Here is a 21,110-nt window from a genome sequence, read left to right on the forward strand (position 1 = left end):
ACTCGTGGTAGCACAGGATTAAATCTGTAGTAGTCATTGAGTAAGGATTCTAAGAGATAGGTCGGAGGAATGTTCTGAATTTATTTTTAGAGAAAACTTATAAAAGATTTGTTTTTGTAGCGGAAGCAACCTGCTTCCATTAACCTGATACTAAATTATTTTTCCTCAGCCGTCAGGCGTGTTATAACTAAACCTTAAATTTCTCTCCGTAGCGGAGCATTTTGCTTCCACAGCCGAATGATTTGACCTATATTTAACCTAGTCTAGAAAATTATTTCTTAAAAAGCTGCCAACTACAGTCACTTTGAAAGTGAAACCATCCAAACATATTCCCACTAGGGTTATACCCATTCGACTACGGGTGTCGGAAAACCTCCACCCTTCGCTCAGGGTGACTGCCTTCCTGCGGAAATTTAAAAGATACAAATATTAAAAATAAAATTAAATACAAACATAAAACAACCTAAGTGAAAACTCTGTTTTTTTCATGTATAATAAAATTATGGAAATTATAAAAAGTAGACAGAATAAAAAAGCAAAATATTATAGAAGTTTGCTTCAAAAAAAATATAGAATAAAAGAAAATTTATTTTTAGCTGAAGGTGCTGTAGTCATTAGGGAGGCACTGGACTTCGTAGATCCAAAGTATGTGGCTATTGAAGATAAGAAAGATTTTGGCGAAATTATAAATCTACTAGAAGAAAGAAAAATCCCTTACGACATCTATGACAGAGAAGTTTTCGAAACTCTTTCTGATACCAAGACTCCTCAAGGCATCATCGGATATTTTGAAGTAGAAAATAAAACTTTCGAGCCGAAACCTGGAAAGTATCTTTACCTTGATGGGGTGAAAGATCCCGGGAATATCGGCACTATCATAAGAACTTCAGAAGCCTTTGGCATTGATGGAGTGCTTCTTTCCAGCGAATGTGCGGAGCTCTACTCACCAAAGGTGGTGCGTTCCACCATGGCATCCATATTTAGAACCAAGGTTTATTCAGATATAAACTTAATGGACATAAGAAATGGATTTAAAATTATCTGCGCCGACTTAAAGGGAAAAAATATAAGAGAAAAGACAGATTGGGATGACACTATCGTAGTCATCGGCAGTGAAGCTCAAGGAGTATCGAAAGAAATTTTAGAAATTTGCGACGAAGCTGTTCTGATTCCTATGGATAAAAATATTGACAGCCTAAATGCAGCGGTGGCGGCATCGCTATTTATGTATGAGATGACAAAATGAAGAGAATATTAGTTAATTATGAAATAAATCGAGAAATCGTGGAAAAATTGGAAAGTTTTAATTTAAATGTCATCTACACTACGCCCAACGAAAACCTACCAGAAGGGTTGAAGGGGCACCCTGATCTGTTGGTGCATCAACTTCCCGACGGAACAATGGTAGTTGACAGGGATAATCTCGACTATTACAAAAAACTTTTCCACGATAGGAAGGTAATCCCATCGGCAAAGAAAATCGGATCCACATACAGTGAATACGTTGGACTAAATTCGTTTTGCTTCGGCAAGTACTTCGTCCACAATTTGAGTCTGACAGACGATGTGCTCCTAGAATACTACAAGAGGCACAACTACATTATGGTTGACGTGAAACAGGGATATAGCAAGTGTTCCACCTTTGTGGGATCTAATTTTTTAATCACTTCGGACATGGGAATATTTAAGAAATTAAGAGACAAAGTTAGAATCTTCCTCATCGATCCAGGGCAAATCAAACTAAAAAATTATGAGTATGGATTTATCGGCGGAGCATCGGGCAAAGTATTCAACTACCACTACTTGACTGGAAACTACAGCAACCATTCATCGAGGGAAACCATCGCAAGAGTGGCAAGACCGATAGTGTTGTCCAAAGGAGAGCTGGAAGATTTCGGAACTCTAATGGAAATATATTGATAAAAAATAAATATTTAAATTAACCTGTCGCGAGGCAGGTTTTTTTGCATGGAATTTTTGGAGATGATGATAAGTATTATTACTAAAGTATGAATCTTTTGCAGTAGAATATAGAGTCTTTCGTAAAAAATTTGAAGGGAAAAGAAAAAATTGATTATATGAAAGATATTTATTATCACAGAAGTTTTACTAGAAAATAAAAAATTAACTCATGCTCTACGTAGAGCATCAAAATAATTAATTATTTTTTATTTGCAATGTGTCTTGGTTAAATATAGCTTATGCCTGTTCGACTACAGAGTCTTCGGCTCTTCCGCTCAGGGTGACTGTAGTTGGGAGATTTTTAAAATAATTGCCTAGTTAGGTCAAATATAGGTCAGATCCTTCGAAGCCTTAGCCGAAATCTTTGATTTCGTTGCAAGTCTTGTGCAAAGATTTCCAAAGAAGACAAATGAAATGAAGGCTGATTTGTAGAACTCGACTGCCTCTCAGGATGACCAGTTGTAATGGTTGTCGCTTTATAGATGTTAATATTTTGCAAATTCTTTTGTAGCATTCGATTGTGGAAGAAATTACTTCTAATACTGGGATAAATCAGATTTTACACTTTTTTACACTTTTTTACGCTTCGCTTAAAAATAATTTGTATCAAGGTTTATGGAAACTCGTCTCTTGTAACAAATTTTTTAAAAATTTTATCTATCTTCCGATAATTTTATGTAACAAAAATAGATTTTTTCATTATATTACTTTATTTTAAAATAAAAATGATAATTGCTATCAAAAAGCTTGACATCTATAATTTCGTATTTTATAATTGCAATTGTTGATGATTCACATCCATAAAATTTTACATCAGGAGGATTTTAATGAAAAATAATTTTAAATTTTTAGCAGTTTTTTTACTTTGTCTAACTCTACTTGTTGGCTGTGGTAAAAAAGAAGGTAATGCAGCTGCTAATGAAAAAAATAATAAAACTAATGTAGAAAGTGATGCTAATAAGAACCAAGGTTCTGAAGAAGAATCTAAAGACAGCGTAACTATAGCTGATTGGGAAGGTACTTGGAATAGTATCGAAGGTTACCTAGATGCTGAAGAAGTACAAGGCGCTTATGAAGCTCTTGGAAAGAAAGATGGCAAGTCTGCTGAAGAAGCTAAGGCTGCTTACAAAGAAAAGAGACATTCTGACTTCTTAGGTATCAAGATAGAAGGTAACAATGTTACTTTTCTTGACAATTTCGAAGATAAAGACGGAAAGGCTATTGAAACTTCTGAGTACGAACTTATCAATGAGCACAAGGTTAAACACGGCAACTACGATCTAGAATGGTTTGTTTTCAAATCTAAGAACCCAGATTCAAAATACCCTATTCTACTTATGATGCCTGTTCATGGCGAAGAAGAGCTTATCCACTTCCATATGAGATATGGTAGCGATGAAAATGAACTACTAGGTATGGATAATTGGTATCCTACTTATGTAAAACCTAACTCAACAATGGAACAAATTGCTGGCGAAATAGCTGAATAATAGGAGACAACATGAAAATAAAAAGAAAAGTTTTATCTTTAGTCTTTTTATTTGTCGTTTTATTAGTTGGATGTGAAAGAAAAGAGGTAGAACAAGGAGGGAAACCTATTGTTTATACCTCTTTTTATCCTATATACACAATGACAAAAAATATTGCTAAGGATGCTTTAGATGTTAGATATTTTATGCCCATTGACAAGGACCCGCACATGTGGGAGCCGACTCCAAAGGATTTAAGAGAGCTTAAGAAGGCGGATATTTTCTTTGTTAACGGTGCGAATATGGAGAAGTTCTTGCCTCAGGTTAAAAAGACTTTTCCTGATCTTAAGATTGTAACTCTTTCTGAAAATATTGAACTTATTACTTACAAGGGTCAGGCTGCCATCGGCGACTTTGCCTACATGGCGGAGTTTAATTCCGATCCTAAGATGAAGTATGAGATTGAGTTCGGTCACACCCACGAAGATTTGATGAGGGTTGCTTTTTTAAAGAAAAATGGCATGAAAGAGGATGAGCTAATCAAGAAGGGCAAGAAGATTATGGAACAAAAGGGAGTGCTCGTTCGCCAAAAGGAAACTATTGATGTAGAAGAAGACAAGGTTTATTCCCTTGAGATGGGTCACGAAAGCGGCGCTATCTACTACAAGATGCCAGAGGGTGGAGACTGGGTGTTCATAGCGGACAGGGTTTCTGAAAAGATTCTTCCTTACCAAATTTTGGATAACACTGGTGAAAAGATTGACCTCAAAGTTCATCTAAATGGATCGACTTCTTCTCTTGACAGGGTGACCTATGACCCTCACTCTTGGCTCAGTCTAAAAAATGCAAAATCATACTACAATACGATTTTCGAAGCTCTTGAAAAGAAGTATCCAGATCTTAAGAGAAAATTTTACAAGAATAAGGTAGATGCAATAGAAGATTTAACCAATTTAGAGGTTGAGTACAGGGATAAGTTCAAAGATTTAAAGAACAAAGAGTTTGTAGTTACTCACTATGCCTATGAATACTTGGCGAGGGAATTTGGTCTTATACAGTATCCTTTGCAAGGGCTTGTATCTACTGAAACGCCAAGTCTTAAGACCATTCGTAAGGCTATTATGTTCTGCAAGGCAAAACATATTAACACTATTTTCTACGAAGCTAACAACGAAACCAAAGGTGCAGATACCTTGGCAAGTGAAATAGGAGGCAAGACCGACTATCTGACTTCGATGGAATATATTTTAGATGATAGTAAGGACTACGTTGATATAATGAGAGAGAATTTGGAAAAATTATATAATTCTCTGAAATGAGGTGGAAATTGAATATTTTAGAAATAAATAATCTTTCTTTTTCCTATGGAATGGCACATATTTTAAAGGATTTAAACTTTCAGCTTAAAGAAAAAGAAGTTGTGGTTATAACTGGGGAAAATGGCTCCGGTAAATCAACTTTTCTTAAGATTTTGCTAAGGGAATTAAATGGCTATTCAGGAAGTATAAAACTATTTGGGGAAGATTTAAAAAATATAAAAGATTTTAAAGATGTGGGCTATGTACCACAGGTGGAAAGATCTAATGGAATCAGCTTTCCAGTTACAGTAAAGGAACTTGTGAGCTTAAACTTTTATAGAGAGTTTGGCTTTATAAAGAAACCTAGCAAGAAACTTATGGAGATGACTAGGGACAAACTAAAGGCTCTAGATATTTTGGAATACGAAAACACTCCTTTCAATGAACTTTCTGGCGGACTTAAACAGAGGGTTATGATTGCGAGATCTCTTGTGAAGGATCCGAAACTTCTAATTTTGGATGAACCTACATCTGGAGTGGACATGGAAAACAAAGTTCATTTTATGGAAATGATTGGAAAATTAAATCAGGAAAAAGGTATAACTATTCTAATGGTTAGCCACGAATGTGAATTCATTAAAAATCACTTAAATTTAGATAGAATTTTAGATATGAGGGAGGGGGCACTTGTAGATGTTGGAATTTGATTTTATGAGAAGGGCGCTTTTAGCAGGACTAATGCTATCAATCATGATTCCTTTAATCGGAGTAGTCATGGTAAATAGAAAAACTTCCATGATTGGAGATGCTCTTTCCCATACCTCCTTGGCAGGGGTTGGTCTAGGACTTATCCTTGGACTAGATCCTGTAATAGGAGCAGTATTTATCTGTATAGTTGCAGCATTTTTAATAGAAATAATAAGGAAGAAATTTCCTCAATATGGAGATATGGCTGTTGCGGTAATCATGAGTACCGGACTTGGATTTGCAGCGGTGCTATCTGACTTTGCACCAGGAGGTAATACTTTTGAATCATACCTGTTTGGAAGTATATCTGCAGTTACAGAACAAGATTTAATCTTCATAGGAATCGTATTTGTCCTTGTGCTATACCTTTCAATTAGGTACTATGGAGCCCTTTTGGACATTGCAATAAACGAAAACTTGGCTAGACTTGCAGGAGTAAATGTAAGATATATAAACTCAATCATCACATTACTAACTGCAATAACAATAGCACTTGCCTGCAAGATTGTAGGAGCACTTCTAGTTGCATCTCTAATCGTACTTCCTGTTGCAACCACACTAATGGTAAGCAGAAGTTACAAGACAACCGTACTACTTTCAGTTCTTTTGGGAGTAATCTACACCATGGTGGGAATAATAATTTCTTATTACTACGATATTAGACCCGGCGGATCAATCGTTATAAATTCTGTTATAGGAATGATGGTAATGGGTATAATAAATTTGTCGAGAAGAAAATCTAGTGTAAGCTTGACAAAGAATTAAATTAGTGCTAGATTATTTATATTGACGGATGGGAAGAGTAACTTCTATTAGAATCTTACAGAGAGGAGCTAAAACCAGCTGAGAATGCTCCACATTCCTAGAGGCGAAGACTACCCCGGAGTTCTGTAGTAATATGCAGCGTAAGAAATGCGTTAAATTCACTAAGGCCTACACAGGCGAACCAAGGTGGAACCACGATCATACGTCCTTTCGATGTATGATCTTTTTTTTATATTTAAGGAGGAAATGATGAAAATAAGTTTTCCAGATGGATCATCAAAAGAATTTGAAAAGGGAATAAAAGTTTATGACGTTGCAAAATCTATTTCAGAAGGTCTTGCAAGAAATGCTCTTGGAGCAATGGTAAATGACGAAGTTTTAGGAGTAAACGATCCTATTAATTGTGACGCAGAAGTTAAGATCTTAACTTTTGAAGATAAGGAAGGTAAGAAGATTTTCTGGCACACTAGTGCTCACGTACTTGCCCATGCAATTATGAACCTATGGCCAGAAACTAAATTTGCAATAGGACCTGCAATAGACAATGGATTCTACTATGACATCGATCTTGAACACAAAATCGGCCCAGAAGATTTGCCAAAGATCGAAGAAGAAATGCAAAAGATAGTTAAGGACGCTCACGAAGTAACCTTCGAAATTATGCCAAGGGATAAGGCAATTGAATTCTTCAAAGAAAGAGGACAAGATTACAAAGTTGAACTTATAGAAGGAATAGAAGATGAAAATGTGGGAATCTACAAGATGGGCAACTTCGTTGACCTATGCAGAGGACCACACATCGGAAATGTTAAAATAATAAAAGCATTTAAACTTCTATCAATAGCAGGAGCTTATTGGAGAGGCGACTCAAACAACAAGATGCTTCAAAGAATCTACGGAATTTCTTTTGAAAAGAAGAAACAACTAGATGAATATATAGAAAGAATGGAAGAAGCTGAAAAGCGTGACCACAGAAGAATCGGTAGAGAACTAGATCTATTCACCATGAGAGATGAAGGACCTGGATTCCCATTCTTCCTACCACACGGAATGATTTTAAAGAACACACTTCTAAACTGGTGGAGAAATGTTCTTCTTGAAAATGGTTACGGAGAAATCCAAACTCCAATCATCCTAAACGAAGCACTATGGCACAGATCAGGTCACTGGGATCACTACAAAGACAATATGTACTTCACCAAGATCGACGGAGAAGACTACGCAGTTAAACCTATGAACTGCCCAGGATCAATCCTAGTATATGAAGAAAAAGCTCACTCATACAGAGATCTTCCTATAAGATTATCTGAATTTGGACAAGTTCACAGACATGAACTTTCAGGAGCTCTTCACGGACTATTCAGAGTAAGAACATTTACTCAAGACGATGCTCACGTTTACTGTCTACCAGAACAAGTAAAAGACGAAGTATTCAAGATGATAGACCTTGCAGAACTTCTATATAGCACATTTGGATTTAAGTATGAAATCGAACTTTCAACTAGACCAGATGACTTCATGGGAACTATCGAAGCTTGGAATATCGCAGAAAAGAATCTAAAAGATGCCCTTGAAGAAAGAGGATTAAAATACACAATCAACGAAGGAGACGGAGCATTCTACGGACCTAAGATCGACTTCCATCTAGAAGATGCAATCGGAAGAACATGGCAATGTGGAACTATCCAACTTGACTTCCGAATGCCAGAAAACTTCGAATTAACATACATCAACGCAGATGGAGAAAAAGCAAGACCAGTTATGCTTCATAGAGCACTACTAGGTTCAATCGAAAGATTCATGGGAATTCTAATCGAACACTTCGCAGGTAAATTCCCACTATGGCTTGCACCAGTACAAGTTGAAATCATTCCAGTATCAGAAAAATTCCACGACTATGCAGAAGAAGTTAAGAACAAACTAAAGACAAGTGGATTCAGAGTAGAAATGGATACTCGTGCAGAAAAAGTTGGATACAAGATTAGACAAGCTCAACTTAGAAAAGTAAACTACATGCTTGTAATCGGTGAACAAGAAGTAGAATCAGGACTTCTATCCATCAGAAAGAGATCTGGAGAAGAAGTAAAAGATGTAAAAATCGAAGACTTCATATCACAAATGAAAGAAGAAGTTAAAGAAAAGAAGATCACTGAATAAAAAATATATAATTAAAACTCAATCCAAAAGGGTTGAGTTTTTTTATGTATTGTTTTCAAAATATTACAGAAATTTGAAAGTTTCTTCACATTATCAATTAATCATGATTATGTATTGTAAATTTCAAAAAAATCTTGTAATATTTTTATAATAACGAAAAAGGAGGAATGCAAAATGAAGAAATTATTACCAATACTTTTAGCATTTACACTAGTACTTACAGCTTGTGGAAACAAAAACAACGCTGAAAAGAAAAATGAAGGAGCAAATGCTGGAACACAAACTGAAGCTCAAGCAGAACTAAAAGACGGAACTTACACAGGAGTTTCAGAAAAAGATGAACACGGCGGATACATGGAAACAACAATCACTGTTGAAAACGGAAAGATCACTGATGCAACTCTTAAGAACTTCGATGCAGACGGAACTGAAAAAGGTGAAGACTACGGAAAAGTTGACGGAGAAATCAAAGATCAAGCTATGTATGACAAAGCTCAACAATCTTTAGTAGGAGCAGCTGAATATCCAAAACAACTTGTAGAAAAAGGATCTGTAGATGCACTAGAAGCAGTATCTGGAGCAACTATATCACTTGAAATTTACAAGGACGCAGCTAACAAAGCTCTTGAACAAGCAAAATAAGAATAAAGAATTAAAAGGGACTTCGCAGGAAGTCTCTTTTTTATACTGTTTTACATAGAAATAAATTTAAAACTATCATTATCTACTAAATAATAAAATAATATAGTGCTTTAATGTTATAATATAAATAGATTAGCAAAATAAATAAGGAGGAAATATGAACACAAAAAGATTATTTTCTCTACTCGAAGAGAGAAGAGAAAAGATGATAGAAGATAGAAGATGGCTTCATATGCATCCAGAATTATCATTTGAAGAAACAGAAACCAGCAAATTTATAGAAAAATTTTATGAAGGTAAGGATGTAAAGGTTGACAAGAACATGGGTGGCTATGGACTTAGAGTCACCATAGATTCTGGAAAACCGGGCAAAACCATCGCTCTTCGTGCAGATTTCGACGCGCTTCCAATTGAAGAAGACACTGGACTTGCTTTTTCATCTAAGAATAAGGGAGTAATGCATGCCTGTGGACATGATGCTCATACAGCATACCTTTTAAATTTAGCAGACGCTCTAATAGAGATGAAAGATGAGTTTAAAGGAAAGATTGTAATCATTCACCAACCAGCAGAAGAAGTTCCACCGGGAGGAGCAAAAGGAATGATCGAAGCAGGAGTTCTAGATGGAGTTGACAATGTAATCGGATGTCACGTCATGAGTCAAATGGATTTTGGAAAAGTCTACTACCACAAGGGACCTACTCAACAAGCAAGGGCAAAATTCATCGCAAAAATAATGGGAAAAGGCGGACATGGATCTTCACCTCACGAAGCAAATGATGCAATAGTAATTGCCAGCCAATTGGTAGTAAACCTACAAACTATAATTTCAAGAAGAATGAATCCGATGGAAAGTGGAGTTATAACCATAGGATCATTTGACGGAAAAGGACAGTTCAATATTATAAAAGACTCAGTAACCCTTGAAGGGGATGTAAGATGTATGTCAAACTCAGCAAGGGAAATGATTGAAAGAGAAGTTCGTGCTATGTGCAAAGGCTTAGAAGTTATGTATAGCTGTAAGATAGACTTGGATTACAAGAACGACTATCCAGTTTTGATAAACGATGAAGCGATGACTGATTTAGTTGTTGAAGCTGTAAAAGAAGCAAATATTCCAGGATTAGTTGGAGTAGAAGACTGCGGACCGCAATCACCATCAGAAGACTTTTCATACTACACAGAAAAAGTTCCTTGCTGCTTCTTCTATATTGGAGCTAAGCCAGAAGGTGAAGCATACCCTCATCACCATCCTAAGTTTGACATCAGAGAAGAATCTATGATGATAGCTGCTATGTCAATGGGAGCAGCAGCTCTTAAATATTTAGAAAAGTAAGGAGTAAAGCATGAAACTTATGAAAAAGATCCCGGGAGGGACCTTATTAATACCTATGCTCGTATCGGCTCTCATAAACACAATTCACCCAACACTATTTCATGTGGGTGGTGTGACTGAAGCATTTTTTGCAGGAAGTGGACTTAACTTTATCCTAGGAGCGGCTATATTTATCTCTGGATGTCTTTTGAAACTATCCACCATAAAACACGTATTCCAAAGATATTTTTTCCTATTGGTATTTAGAACTGCTCTATGCGTTGGATTAGGAATCTTATTTTTCAAAGTATTTGGCTTAGAAGGATTTTTAGGTATAAGTTTGGTTGCTTTTATAGCAACTCTTACCTCTATTAACCCATCGTTATTCCTAGCGATTATGGAAGATTTTGGAGATGAAGTAGACGTATCAGCCTTTGGACTTGTGTCACTATTTGCAACTCCGGTAGTAGCCTTATTTATATTTGGGCTTACTCAACCTACAGAGTTAGATTTTATGCCGATACTATCCATGGTAATTCCATTGGTACTTGGAATAATAATTGGAAATACAGACCATGAACTTGGTAAGTTCTTGGTAACTGGAATGCCATTCGTAATATTTATGCTAGGATGGTGCGTAGGAGCGAAGATAAACCTATTAGATGCATTTACAGCAGGAATTTCTGGAGTAGTTATGACTGTTTTATACTATGTTTTAACAGCATTACCACTTTTATTTATAGAAAAGAAGATTATGAAGAGGTCAGGAATAGCGACCTTTGGAATTTCAACCATAGCTGGACTTTCTGCCAGTGTTCCGCTAATACTTGCAGAAACCAATCCTGAAATAGCAATCTATGGAGCAAGAGCAACTGCAATAGTTACAATGGGAGTAGTAATATCTGCATTTGCATCACCATTTCTTGCTAAGATGCAGTATGACAAGGCAAAAAAATAAGTTTTTTAAAGAGAGGGCGACCTCTCTTTTCTTTTGAATTAAAAAATCCCCCGACTAACGGGGGAAAAATTTTATCGTTTTTTATTTAAGAAGGGCAAATTCATAGCCTCTTTCTTTGAAATAATTTATTATACTTGGTAGCGCATTTACGGTGTGTTGTTTATTCATTGCGTCATGCATAAGTACTACCGCCACTCTCGTTTCTTCATTTTGATGTAGAGATCTATCGATATATCTAACCATTCCTTCTGGAGTAGAAGGTCTTACTGCTTTAGGTTCAGCATCTCCTGATAGACAGTTCCAATCTATCCAAATTATTTTTCTGCTTGCTAGAGCTGAGTCAGCGCCTTCAATATTGTCCCAGGACATATGTCCTCCTGGATATCTCCATACATGGGATGCGAAATTTTCTCCTAGGATACTTTTTAGCTTCGCTGATAAAAGGTCAGCTTCTTTTGAAACTTGGCTATCATTTGCAGATCTTTCTGGATAAAGAAGATGGTAGTCGTGGGTGTAGGAGTGCATTGCAATTGCATTTCCATCTACTAGAGCTTCTTTCAAATATCTGCTGGACTTGTCGTTTATGGCTCTTCCAACAACGAAGAAGGTTCCTCTAACTCCATTTGCCTTTAGAGTTTTTAAAACTTGTGGAGTGATGGTAGTGTTTGGACCATCGTCAAATGTTAAGAATACAAGTTTTTTATTTCCTTCATAGGAAACTTTGCCTGTGGTTACATCTCTTACCCATTTAGCATCGTAGGCATACTTTGCAGCAGTGGTGATATGATTTTCTCCAGGAACCAATTTCTTTTTAATTCTTGAAGCTCTCACTTCTGCGATATAGCTAAGAGCCTTTACATCGTCTTTTTTGATGTTGAAGTTAATAGGATTTAGCTGATTTTCTCTCATATTAATCTTTAGAAATGTAGCTACATAGTCTGAGTTACTTTCTAAATTCTTAGCAACTCTCGAAGGTCTCTTCCTCAAAGTAAAACTAAAAATAAGTAGCACGATAATTGTTACAACGAAGTAAAATCTTCTTCTTGCTCTCTCTTTTCTTCTTCTCGCTCTTCTTTTTCTTTCCAATTGTCTATCTTTTAATTTTATTTTTTCTAAATCGTTATTCATCTTGTCTCCTCACATATCAGTTTTTTTAAAAAACACGGATTCATATCTCGGATGCAGGTTCTGAGTTTTAAAATACTTCATCGAGTACAAAACTCCATTTATCTCAGAGCCGATGAGCATGGTGTAGCTCATAAAGTAGCTCCAAGTTAAGAATGCAAATATGGACCCAAGAGATCCATAGGTCACCGAGTACTTAGCGAAGTTCTGTAGGTATACACCGAATAGGGCACTGAAAAGATTCTGTCCTATGGTTGTAAATATAGCTCCCGGTAGAACTTCTGTTATCTTTATATTTCTTCTGATGTTCTTATTTAGCGTAAAGTAGTACATCACAATAAATATTATTAACATATAAGCTATGGGAACCAAGTTTCTCAAAGCTTTAAACACATTGTAAAAGTTTGATGCATCTATCTGTAAAAATAGAATAGCCTTTGTAATAGCCATCTCTCCAACTACTGATGTAATAGATATAAGTATTATCATAACCATGAGTAGTAGGGTAAAGACTGCTGCTATAAGTCTTCTTAAAAAGTAATTTCTATTGTCCTTTATTCCATAGGCATAATTTATATTTATGATAAGCTGCTTAACTCCACTGGATGCAGAAAATATACCCAGAATCAATGAAACCGATAGAAGCCCGGTGCTCGACGCCTTATTCATTTGAGAAATAAATTCAGCAATGATTGAATAAATTTCTTCTGGCAGCATCGTCATCAAATTTACAAATTCACTTTGATTAAATACTTCTACAAAAGAAATAATATTTAAAAAGGCGATTATAAATGGAAATATTGAAAGAATGGTAAAAAAAGTTAGAGATCCCGCCATAGCTGGCAGATTTTTGTCCCCGATCCTAAAGAGCAATTTGTCAATAAAGATCATAAGGGGACTATTTTTGTATTTATCTAATAATTTTTCTACTGCTTTCATTGTCACCTCAAAATAAATTGTTTAACTGTAAATTATATTATATAATAAATATTGAGATAATGCTTTAAATTTAAACATTCTTAAGAAAGATATTAGCAACTGTATCTGCAACATGTTGACATGTGTCGACACAGGACTCAAGTTTTAGACTTAATGTGTTATGCTTTAAAATATCTTTTGCCTCAAGGTTTGAAAATATATTTTGAGTAGACTCTATATATACATTGTCGGCTCTATCTTCAAGTTTTCTTATATGTTTAATTAAATCTTCTATGTCCGAATATTTTTTTGCGGTCTTCAGGCTGTTTATAAGTAGAACGATGCTATTGGAACAGTCGACGATTATATCTACAAAAGTATATGTGGATGTTGTTATCTCTTTGATGTCATACATATAGATCGCCATCAGGATATCTTCTATGTCATCGATTACAGCATCGATGGAATGACCGAGATGGAGAATATCTTCCTTGTTAAGTGGAAGTATATACTGTCTTTCAACTTGTTTTTGAATTTGGTGGTAGACTTTGTCCGCATCATTTTCGATTTCATGAATTTCCATCACTAGGTACTTTACGTTTTCGTATTGGAAATCTATAAGGCTGCGCCTTAACATATCGGAAGCACGGACTGTATATTCTGAAAGATCTACTAATAAATTATAAAAATTTACTCTTGTTGCCATAGCTCCTCCTTCGATACTTACAGTATCACAGTGGGGTAATTTTTACAAGATAAAGGAGATTAAATGCCTACTTTTATTTTAAGTTTGCTCTTTATAACCATCGCCCTTTCGGTGGTGATGCTTCTAATATTATTTAGAAGACATATGGTTGTTGAAGGCAATGCAAAAGACGAAAAAAAACTGAAAAAATGTGAAGAAGCGATAAACGCTGTTTCAGATGAGGATCTCGAATATTTAAAGAGATTAAGTAGAGATCTAGGTCCTGTAAATGGGGTCAAGTTTCTCATGGACAAGTACGATATGGATATAAGATGTGCAAAAACAATAATGGATGGAATCCTGGTACACAATTTAAGCGATGAAGATATCGAGTATCTAAAGAAGGTCAAAAAAGATTTTGGTGACGATGCTGCCTATGATGTAGCTGTAACCAAGTTAAAGATAGATAAGAAAGATGTTAAAGAACTTATAAACAATTTGTAATGGAGGATTAAATTGGATATCACTCATTTTTTTGCCCTTCTCGGAGGACTTGCATGCTTCCTATATGGCATGGATCTTATGAGTAATGGTCTAGAACTGGTAGCAGGGGATAGACTTCACAAGATAATAGAAGGGATGACTAAGTCCATCTTTAGAGGACTTCTCGTAGGTATCGTTGTAACTGCGGCAATACAATCATCATCAGGTACTACTGTAATGGTAGTTGGATTTGTAAATGCAGGTCTTATGACACTTCAACAAGCGGTTGGAGTTATTATGGGAGCCAATATCGGTACCACTATAACTGGACAACTAGTTGCTTTAAATATTACAGCGGTTGCACCAATATTTGCATTTATAGGATTTATTTTAAACCGATTTGTGAGTAAAAATTCTGTTAAATATTTAGGACAAGTAATCCTAGGTCTAGGATTTCTTTTTATGGGGATGGAACTCATGAGTACAGCCATGGCACCTCTTAGAGAGTATGAAGGTTTTAGACAACTTATGATTACCATGTCAAATCCAATAATAGGAATCTTAGTAGGTGCACTTGTAACAGGACTTATCCAATCATCTGCAGCCAGCCTTGGTATCCTGCAAGCCATTGCCAACGAAGGACTAATAGGACTTACAGGATCTATGTACATCATCTGTGGATTTAACATAGGAACCTGTATAACTTCTGTTCTATCAGCAATTGGAACTTCTAAAAACGCGCAAAGAACTGCAGCAGTCCACGTACTATTTAACTTTATAGGAACTATTATATTTGTTTTAATTTCATTTGTAGTTCCGATTGATACATTCATCGAAAGTATTTCTAGAAATTTACCAGCGGCACAGATTGCAAATATGCACACATTCTTTAATATTATGGCTACTTTAATTCTACTTCCATTCTCAAGACATTTAGCTAAGCTTGCAACTATGGTTGTAAGTGGAGATGACAAGGAACAAGAAGAAATGGCGCTTCAATATATCAATCCTAGAAGAGCTGTTACAGATGCATCAGTAGAAATCACAGACATTAGAGCAGAAACCAACAGAATGCTAGCCATTGCGAAGGACAATTTTAAAATGGCGATGGAACTTCTAGTTAATTTTGATCACAAGAAATATGATTTAATCTTCCACAATGAAGATATATTAAATTTCTTAAATTCAAAGATAACTAAACATATTATCGACTGTCTATCCCTTCAAATGGATGAGAACATGGCGGGAAATTTTACAGGATATATGCGAATCGTAAGAGATATCGAAAGGATTGGAGACCATATAAAAGCTGCAGCAGATATTGCAAAGGCAACCGACGAAAGAAAGCTAAGTTATACAGAAAAGGCAGTCAAGGAAATGGAATCTATCCAAAACTCTATCAACACTATGTTTAATACAATCGGTGAAGATATCACATATGCAGAAAGAATAAATAGACTAAGATTTTTCACCAACAGGGTGGACGGATTCGTTACAAATTATAGAAACACTCATATAGAAAGAATGAAAAACGGAGAATGCGATCCAGAAAGTGGACTGCTCTTCGACAAATGCCTAACATCTCTTGAAAGGATATCGGCATATTTATACAATGTTGGAAAACTTATAATATAAGGGAGGAAAAATGACTATTGTAAAACCATCTACACTACCTGGATTTATGGAGCTTTTACCAAAGGACCAAGTAGTATTCAATAATTTATTAGATATAATCAAAAAGAATTTTGAAAGATACGGATTTTTGCCAATCGACACTCCGGTACTTGAAAAGGCAGAGGTGCTTCTTGCAAAAGGCGGCGGAGAAACTGAAAAGCAAGTCTATGAATTTACCAAAGGAACTACAGATATCGCCATGAGGTTCGACCTAACAGTTCCACTAGCAAGATATACGGTAGAACATTTTTCAGACTTACACTTTCCATTTAAGAGGTACCAAGTAGGCAAGGTTTACAGAGGAGAAAGAGCGCAAAAGGGAAGGTACAGAGAGTTCTACCAATGTGATATAGACATCATTGGGAATGGAAAGATATCTCTTGTAAACGATGCGGAATGTCCTGCTGTTATCTATTCAATCTTTAGAGAATTCGACTTTGGAAAGTTCACAATCCACATCAACAATAGAAAGATTCTAAATGGATTTTTCAAAAGCTTAGAAGTTAAATCTTCAGAAGAAGTGATGAGAATCGTGGATAAACTTGATAAGATTGGCGTGGACAATGTAAAAGAAGAGCTTGATAAGATAGGGATGAGTTCAGAAAATATCGAAAAACTAATTTCATTTATAGGAATCGACGGCACCAAGGAAGAAATTCTAGACGCCCTTAAGAAATTAAACTGCGATAACGAAGATTTCAAACAAGGAGTAGAAGAGTTAGAAGCTGTAGTTAAGTACATGAGAGCCTACGGAGTTGATGACGACTACTTCAATATCGATCTAAAGATAGCAAGAGGTCTCGACTATTACACAGGTACAGTCTATGAAACATTCCTAGATGACCACAGAGAACTTGGGTCAGTATCATCAGGAGGAAGGTATGACAATCTAGCTGGATACTACACCACAAACCTTATGCCAGGAGTTGGTATGTCCATAGGGCTTACTAGACTCTTCTCAAAGATGCAAGAACTTGATCTAATCAAGAAGAAAGGGAACAAGGTATCCGACATCATAATCATACCAATGGAAAGCACCATCGAAAAATCTATAGAAATTTTAGCTAAACTTCAAAAAGCTGGAATCAGCACCACCATCTACACAGAATCTGGTAAGATGGGCAAGAAGTTTAAATATGCAGACGCACTAGATATTAAGTACGCTCTAGTAATAGGAGAGAATGAATTAGAATCCAATGTCTTTGGACTTAAAAATATGGAGACAGGAGATCAAGAAGAACTATCTCTAGAAGATATAATTGACAAATTTAGCAAGTAATCTAAGCTCCTTAATAACATGGTGATGTGCATATCTTGAAAGTTAAAGAAGGACGTTGTACAATTTTTTATAAGTTGGTGAAAAAATGAATGATCAAATAGACAAGATAAAAGAGCCAATAGAAAAAGCTGCAGAGCCAATTACATCGAAGATGAGTCCTATGATGATGGATATCACTGTCATAGCACTCACACTTCTAATAGGATTATTAGCGATAAAGATAACCGATTATATATTTAAAAAGTTTAGAAAGACTGGCAAGATTGCCTATAACTTTTTAAATACACTTATAAAAGGATTTATAATTCTCGTTATGATCTTTAAGATTGGTAATCTTTCTCAGACCTTCCAAAGCATGGCAGGCTCCATCCTAATGAGTTCATCTCTCATTGTGGCGGTGCTTGCATTTGCATTTCAAAAGAGTTTAGAAGATTTGATAGCTGGATTTATGATATCCGTATTCAGACCATTTGAAGTTGGAGATAGAATCAATTTTGTAAACATGAGGATAGTTGGATATATAGAAGATATTTCTCTAAGACACACAACTATTAGGACATTTACAAACTCTAGACTTATAGTACCAAACTCAGTGATGAATAAGGAAGTCTTGGAAAACTCCCACATAGTCGATCCGATATCCGGTGGATTCTTAGATATAACCATTGCATATACAGCGGATATAGATAGAGCCATGGAAATAATGGTAGAATGTGTAGAAAGTGACAAGGACGTGCTGGACATTAGACCAATAAACGAAAGGGTGGGACGTCATTTCACCACTGTATTTATAAATGAGCTATCCGAATATGGAGTAAACCTAAGGGTTACCATTTGGACGGCGAATGTGGATTTAAACTTTGAAACAGTTTCAAGGCTTAGAAAAGAAATAGTTAAGAGATTTGTAGCAGAAGGTATAGAGATTGCATCACTCTCCAACAATCTTAGAATTGCAATGGAAAATGATAAAATACGAGGTTAGCATGGAAAAACATTTAAATTTTAAATCGATTGAAAAAATGATTTTCAAACAAACATTTTTTGAAAAATTCATGGCGGTACTCATCGGTTGTCTATTCATAACCATTTCCATAGTTATGTTTATAAGACCAAACCAAATGATAGCTGCCGGAGTAAACGGAATGAGTATACTTATTGAACACGCAACGGGAATACCACTATCCATATTGGTATTTGCGCTTAATCTTCCGCTTTTAATAATAGGAGTATTCCTACTATCAAGAGAATTTATATTCTTTACTATACTTTCTACAGTATTTACATCTCTATACATTGCAATGTGGACCGCAATACTTCCAAAGGGATTTGCAGTTACACATGATTTAATCTTGGCAAGTATATTCGGAGGAATATTCTCAGGAATTGGAAATGGAATCACCTTTAGATATGGAACCTCCACAGGAGGATTTGATATTCTAGGTGCAATAGCAAAGAAGTACTGGAACGTAAACATAGGCTCAGGACTACTTGCTCTTAATGGAATAGTAATAGCAATATCCGCATTTGTATTTTCAATCGACAAAGCATTATATACACTTATTGCGTTTATAATCGGATATACTTTGGTTGACAAGATTCACCTAGGTGTAGGTAAACAGAAACAAGTACTTATAATAAGTTCAAAATGGGACGAAGTAACAGAGATGATTCAAGCGAAACTTGGAAGAGGAGTTACCCTTATCGACGGAGAAGGAGCATACCAATTCAAAAAGTTAAAAATAATCTACTGTATCTGTACCTCAATGGAACTTGTAAAACTAAAGAATTATGTAAAACTTGTAGATCCAAAAGCATTTATGTCTGTATCAGAAACTGCGGAAATACAAGGACACGGTTTCAAAAAAATAGCTATTTAAAATTTAAATTAATTTATCTTAATAGAGCTTTAAATGGATGACAACCTTTTCTCGAAAAGGTCTCATCCATTTTTTTATTTATAAATTTTAATTGGATTTTATTTTATTTTAAATATTTTTCAGTGAAAATTATTAGTTATATAGCCAAAGAATCGCGATTTTAAATTTTGTAAAACTATTTTTTTATATTTAAAAGATCAAATGAATACGAATAAAAGATTTATAAAAGCATTTTCATTTTTTACGAAAATTATAGACATTAAATCATATTTCAGATAAAATAAAATTAACAAAATAATTTTAGGAGGATGCACAAGATGCAAGATTCAGAAAAGAAAATTAAGTGGCAGATACTATGCTTTATGGTATTCTCTACTTTATGGGGATTTGGAAACGTTACTAATGGTTTCGTATTCTTTAACGGTATTCAAGTAATATTTTCATGGATCCTAATGTTCGCGTTTTATTTTATTCCATACGCACTTATGGTTGGAGAACTTGGTTCCACATTTAAAAACGAAGGTGGAGGAGTTACTTCATGGATGAGAGCAACTACCACAGACAAGATCGCATACTACGCAGGATGGACTTATTGGGCTGTACATATTACTTATATAGCTTCAAAAGGTTCTGGTGGATTAAAGGCTATGGGTTGGATGTTCTTCCAAAACGCAGAAGCATATGACACAATACCAACACTTTATATTCAGTTAGCAACACTTTGCGTATTTTTATTCTTCTGTTGGGTAGCAAGTAGAGGACTTAATCCGCTTAAAAATTTAGCAGCTATCGCTGGTTCTAGTATGTTTGTAATGGGTATTTTATATATACTTCTTATGCTAGCAGCACCAACTCTTAACCCTAACGGCGGATACTTAAAGATGGATTGGTCTTTAACTAATTTGATTCCTACATTTGATAAGAAATATTTCACAAGTTTATCAATACTTGTATTTGCTGTAGGCGGAATTGAAAAGTTAAGCCCTTATGTAAACAAGGTAGATGGTAATCCAGCAAAAAATTTCCCTAAAGCAATGATATTTGCTGCTATAATGGTAGTTGTTTCTGCAATTTTCGGAACTATTGCTATGGGAATGATGTTTGACCCTAGCGTTATAAATGCTGACCAAGCAACCTTTGACTCTTACGCAGCTAATAGTTCTTATTGGGCATTCCAAAAATTGGGAGAATACTATGGAGTTGGTAACGCAATTCTAATTATATATGCACTATGTAACCTAATTGGACAATTCGCAGTACTTGTTGTAAGTATCGATGCTCCACTTAGAATGCTACTTGATGATGAAAGAACCAACCAATTTATTCCAAGAAAACTTCTAAAGAAAAACAAGTATGGTGCATATATCAATGGTATCAAACTTGTAGTTGTGCTTTCTGGATCAATTATCCTTGCACAAATCTTGGTACCAGGAGCAGCGACAGTATTAAGACAGTTAACTAAACTTAACTCAGTTACAATGCCACTTCGTTATTTGTGGGTATTCTTGGCATATATTGCCCTTAGAAAGAAAAATGATAAGTTTGATAGAGAATTTAAGTTTATGAAAAACAATGGAGCTGCATTGTTCTTCGGTTTCTGGTGTTTCATAGTTACAGCATTCTGTTGTGCTCTAGGAATCATCTCAGACGATCCATTCCAACTTGTGCTTAACATCTGTACACCAGTTGTTCTTCTTGGACTAGGCGTTATACTACCAATAATAAGAGCAAGGGAAGACAAGAGATTAAACTAAAT

19 protein-coding genes are annotated in these 21,110 nt (G+C 35.4%); 16 read left to right on the forward strand and 3 right to left on the reverse strand.

Annotated elements, in window-relative coordinates:
- Positions 1-502 precede the first annotated feature (502 nt).
- The 10 genes from HMPREF9225_RS03955 (at position 503) to HMPREF9225_RS04000 (ending at position 11,313) form a co-directional block, all read left to right on the forward strand.
- Positions 503-1,246 (forward strand): TrmH family RNA methyltransferase, encoded by a 744-nt coding sequence (locus HMPREF9225_RS03955; protein ID WP_040551628.1) that lies wholly within the window; start codon positions 503-505, stop codon positions 1,244-1,246.
- The gene (locus HMPREF9225_RS03960; RefSeq protein ID WP_008901652.1) at positions 1,243-1,920 is read left to right on the forward strand and encodes a DUF6873 family GME fold protein; all 678 of its coding nucleotides are present in this window, start codon (positions 1,243-1,245) and stop codon (positions 1,918-1,920) included. The genes HMPREF9225_RS03955 and HMPREF9225_RS03960 overlap by 4 nt, the downstream gene beginning before the upstream one ends.
- A gap of 869 nt (positions 1,921-2,789) precedes the next feature.
- Positions 2,790-3,452 (forward strand): ZinT/AdcA family metal-binding protein, encoded by a 663-nt coding sequence (locus HMPREF9225_RS03965; RefSeq protein WP_008901653.1) that lies wholly within the window; start codon positions 2,790-2,792, stop codon positions 3,450-3,452.
- Between the two features lie 11 nt (positions 3,453-3,463).
- A complete protein-coding gene (locus HMPREF9225_RS03970; RefSeq protein ID WP_008901654.1) occupies positions 3,464-4,750 on the forward strand; it encodes a metal ABC transporter solute-binding protein, Zn/Mn family in 1,287 nt (428 codons plus the stop codon).
- Positions 4,751-4,758: 8 nt separating this feature from the next.
- On the forward strand, positions 4,759-5,436 hold the full coding sequence (locus HMPREF9225_RS03975) for a metal ABC transporter ATP-binding protein (RefSeq protein ID WP_040551307.1): 678 nt from the start codon (positions 4,759-4,761) through the stop codon (positions 5,434-5,436).
- The gene (locus HMPREF9225_RS03980; RefSeq protein ID WP_008901656.1) at positions 5,423-6,241 is read left to right on the forward strand and encodes a metal ABC transporter permease; all 819 of its coding nucleotides are present in this window, start codon (positions 5,423-5,425) and stop codon (positions 6,239-6,241) included. Before HMPREF9225_RS03975 ends, HMPREF9225_RS03980 begins: the two co-directional genes overlap by 14 nt.
- A 246-nt stretch (positions 6,242-6,487) precedes the next feature.
- Complete coding sequence (gene thrS, locus HMPREF9225_RS03985; RefSeq protein ID WP_040551633.1) at positions 6,488-8,398, forward strand: threonine--tRNA ligase; 1,911 nt, start codon at positions 6,488-6,490, stop codon at positions 8,396-8,398.
- A 174-nt stretch (positions 8,399-8,572) separates the two neighbouring features.
- Positions 8,573-9,040, forward strand: coding sequence for an FMN-binding protein (locus tag HMPREF9225_RS03990; protein ID WP_008901658.1), 468 nt, complete (start codon positions 8,573-8,575; stop codon positions 9,038-9,040).
- Between the two features lie 157 nt (positions 9,041-9,197).
- Entirely contained in the window at positions 9,198-10,376 is a 1,179-nt protein-coding gene (locus HMPREF9225_RS03995) for an amidohydrolase (RefSeq protein WP_008901659.1), read from the forward strand.
- A gap of 10 nt (positions 10,377-10,386) precedes the next feature.
- Positions 10,387-11,313, forward strand: coding sequence for a 2-keto-3-deoxygluconate permease (locus tag HMPREF9225_RS04000; protein WP_008901660.1), 927 nt, complete (start codon positions 10,387-10,389; stop codon positions 11,311-11,313).
- Between the two features lie 81 nt (positions 11,314-11,394).
- Here HMPREF9225_RS04000 and HMPREF9225_RS04005 read toward each other — a convergent pair whose 3' ends face one another.
- The 3 genes from HMPREF9225_RS04005 to HMPREF9225_RS04015 form a co-directional block, all read right to left on the reverse strand.
- Positions 11,395-12,441 (reverse strand): polysaccharide deacetylase family protein, encoded by a 1,047-nt coding sequence (locus HMPREF9225_RS04005; RefSeq protein ID WP_008901661.1) that lies wholly within the window; start codon positions 12,439-12,441, stop codon positions 11,395-11,397.
- 9 nt (positions 12,442-12,450) lie between these two features.
- Complete coding sequence (locus HMPREF9225_RS04010; RefSeq protein WP_008901662.1) at positions 12,451-13,377, reverse strand: YihY/virulence factor BrkB family protein; 927 nt, start codon at positions 13,375-13,377, stop codon at positions 12,451-12,453.
- A 70-nt stretch (positions 13,378-13,447) separates the two neighbouring features.
- Positions 13,448-14,062 carry a DUF47 domain-containing protein gene (locus tag HMPREF9225_RS04015; RefSeq protein WP_008901663.1) on the reverse strand — a complete coding sequence of 205 codons (615 nt, stop codon included), beginning with the start codon at positions 14,060-14,062 and terminating at the stop codon, positions 13,448-13,450.
- 63 nt (positions 14,063-14,125) lie between these two features.
- Here HMPREF9225_RS04015 and HMPREF9225_RS04020 point away from each other — a divergent pair, with 63 nt between their 5' ends.
- From HMPREF9225_RS04020 to HMPREF9225_RS04045, 6 genes are all read left to right on the forward strand, one after another.
- Positions 14,126-14,545 carry a hypothetical protein gene (locus tag HMPREF9225_RS04020; RefSeq protein WP_008901664.1) on the forward strand — a complete coding sequence of 140 codons (420 nt, stop codon included), beginning with the start codon at positions 14,126-14,128 and terminating at the stop codon, positions 14,543-14,545.
- Between the two features lie 12 nt (positions 14,546-14,557).
- Positions 14,558-16,159 (forward strand): Na/Pi cotransporter family protein, encoded by a 1,602-nt coding sequence (locus HMPREF9225_RS04025; protein WP_008901665.1) that lies wholly within the window; start codon positions 14,558-14,560, stop codon positions 16,157-16,159.
- Positions 16,160-16,169: 10 nt separating this feature from the next.
- Positions 16,170-17,477: a histidine--tRNA ligase gene (hisS, locus tag HMPREF9225_RS04030; RefSeq protein WP_008901666.1), complete on the forward strand. Its 1,308-nt coding sequence runs from the start codon at positions 16,170-16,172 to the stop codon at positions 17,475-17,477.
- Positions 17,478-17,562: 85 nt separating this feature from the next.
- The gene (locus HMPREF9225_RS09790; RefSeq protein ID WP_008901667.1) at positions 17,563-18,459 is read left to right on the forward strand and encodes a mechanosensitive ion channel family protein; all 897 of its coding nucleotides are present in this window, start codon (positions 17,563-17,565) and stop codon (positions 18,457-18,459) included.
- A 1-nt stretch (position 18,460) separates the two neighbouring features.
- Entirely contained in the window at positions 18,461-19,354 is an 894-nt protein-coding gene (locus HMPREF9225_RS04040; RefSeq protein ID WP_023059369.1) for a YitT family protein, read from the forward strand.
- Between the two features lie 317 nt (positions 19,355-19,671).
- The gene (locus HMPREF9225_RS04045; RefSeq protein WP_040551308.1) at positions 19,672-21,108 is read left to right on the forward strand and encodes an amino acid permease; all 1,437 of its coding nucleotides are present in this window, start codon (positions 19,672-19,674) and stop codon (positions 21,106-21,108) included.
- Positions 21,109-21,110: the final 2 nt, after the last annotated feature.

It is taken from the genome of Peptoniphilus duerdenii ATCC BAA-1640 (assembly GCF_000146345.1).
GTDB lineage: Bacteria > Bacillota > Clostridia > Tissierellales > Peptoniphilaceae > Peptoniphilus_B > Peptoniphilus_B duerdenii.